2 protein-coding genes are annotated in these 2,109 nt (G+C 68.1%); one reads left to right on the top strand and one right to left on the bottom strand.

All coding sequences use genetic code 11. From position 1 onward, the window contains the following. Positions 1 to 758 (bottom strand): trehalose-6-phosphate synthase (locus tag MJ783_RS08490; RefSeq protein ID WP_239309789.1); only part of this gene is annotated, 758 nt, incomplete at its 3' end. A 299-nt stretch (positions 759 to 1,057) separates the two neighbouring features. On the opposite strand from MJ783_RS08490, the gene mptB reads away from it, so the two are divergent. Further along, on the top strand, positions 1,058 to 2,109 hold a 1,052-nt coding region (gene mptB, locus MJ783_RS08495; RefSeq protein ID WP_239309791.1), incomplete at its 3' end, for a polyprenol phosphomannose-dependent alpha 1,6 mannosyltransferase MptB.

Consider the following 2,109-nt stretch of genomic DNA (forward strand, 5'->3'; position numbering starts at 1 on the left):
TCGATCTCGGCAGCCCGGTCAACGGCGATGTCAACGCCGAGCGTTGCCTGGGCACAGCGGCAGAACGCCTCGGCCCACGCGGCGGTCAGAAAACCAAGATGATCAGCGCCGAGCAGGCCTTCGACGACCGCGCTGGCGACCCTGTCCGGCAACATCCGGAAGTACTCGGGTGGCGGCCACGGGGTGTGGCTGAAATGGGCAATCCGTAGATCCGGCCGCAGCCGACGCAGCTGCGCGGGCGCGAGGGTCAGATGGTAGTCCTGGATCAGTACGGCCGCGCCAGGCGCCGCCTCACGCGCCAGCGCCTCGGCGAACATCGTGTTGTAGCTCTCGTACGCCAGCCAGTCCTGCTGGAACACCGACCCGAAGGACGGCTGGGAGGCCGGGGCGTACAGAAGATGCAGGATGAACCAGAGCGTACGGTTGGCGACCGCGTTGTACGCCCGCTCGAACACGACCCGGTCCACATCGAGCATGCACACCGCGGTGCCGCCGGTGTCGTGGCCAGCGAGATCGAGCCGGCCGTCCGGGGCCAGCCGGGTGGCCCGCCGGTCGGCTTCGCTCAGCGCCGCGCACACCCACACCAGCCCGCTGCCACCGGCGGTATCCCCAGCGGTATCCCCGCCGCCGGACGCGGCATCCTCGCCCACGACCGCGTGCAGACCGCTGACCAGCCCACCACCGCCACGACGCGCGATCAAGGACCCGTCATCGTCCGCGCTGAACGCCACCGGCCCACGGTTGGACGCGACGAGCACACGGGCCGTCCCGACAGCCGCGGAACACGCCGGTTCGTCAACCCCTGTAGCACGGCACACATACGGAGACTAGGGCATGCCTCGAAGATCTTCAGCAGCCCGGCCCGCCCCGATCACGCCGCAGCGAATAACGTAATAGTTCATCATATGATATGATATGTGACCCACTGTCAACATCGGTTGACAAGAGCGTCATATGACAACAGCACCGCATGACAGCATCGCCGGCCGGCAACTCGGGGTTGACCTACTTTTGACGGAATTAATATAAAAATGTCAAATAGCTACGATTGTCTCGTATGCCCTGCCATGCACTCGAACGGATGACAGCGGCGAGGCCCGGCGCTCCCCTCGCGGGCATCATGCCGCGGGGCGGTGACGTCCCGACCACCTGCCCCGGCAAAGGCTCCAGCCACCCGAAGCTGGCCGAGCCCACCTGGTCTGCTCCCAGTGCCCTCAGCAAGTTCCTCCTGTCCAGCCTCTTCCTGCCCGGCCTGCTCGGGCTTGCCGGCACATGCCTGGTGGTCGGCACGGCGGGGCGGCTCGCGCTGCGCGCTGGAGTCGAACTGCCCACCGAATGGTTCGGGCTACTTGTCCCGGTACGGCTTGACCGTGCCTCAGCGCTGCCCGCCTTTATGATCGTTGGGGTTACGCTCGTCGTCGTCGCCTGGCTGCAGCTGCGCCTGCTGGCCAGCAGGGGGTCGGTCTCGCTCAGCCAGGCCGGGATCATCATCGCCGTCTGGTGTCTGCCCGTCGCCGTGGGCCCGCCAGTCCTGAGCCTGGACGTCTACAGCTACGTAGCGCACGGAGCCATGCTCACCGCCGATCTCAACCCATACCGGAACGGCCCGGCCATCCTGGGCCACCAGCCCAGCCTGCTTGCGAGCGACCCGGTCTGGCGGATGTCCCGGGCTCCCTATGGCCCCCTGGCGCTCGCCCTGCTGAAGGCCGCCTATGCGCTGTCCGGCGGAAGCGTCCTGGGAACGGTCCTCATCCTGCGGCTCGTCGCGCTCGCGGGCACCATTGTGATCGTGGGATGCGTAACCTGGGCCGCCGACCCGCGGCAGCGGCCGCTGGCCCTCGCGACCGCCGGGAACCCGGTCGTGATCCTGCAGCTCCTCGGCGCCATCCATCTTGAAGCAATCATGATGGCGCTGCTTGCGGCGGGCCTGCTGGCTGCCCGAGCGGGACGCCCGATACCGGCCATGGTCCTGCTCACCGCGGCCACCGCGGTGAAGTGGCCGGCGGTGTTCGCGATCGTGGCCGTGGCCGTGTGGCACGCCGGGGCCCCGGCAGCGGGCTCCCCTCCGCTTAGAGCGCCCGAGGATAGGGCGTTCGATCAGCGAGCGGC

The organism is Protofrankia sp. Cj3, assembly GCF_917627355.1.
In the GTDB taxonomy this organism is placed as follows: domain Bacteria; phylum Actinomycetota; class Actinomycetes; order Frankiales; family Frankiaceae; genus Protofrankia.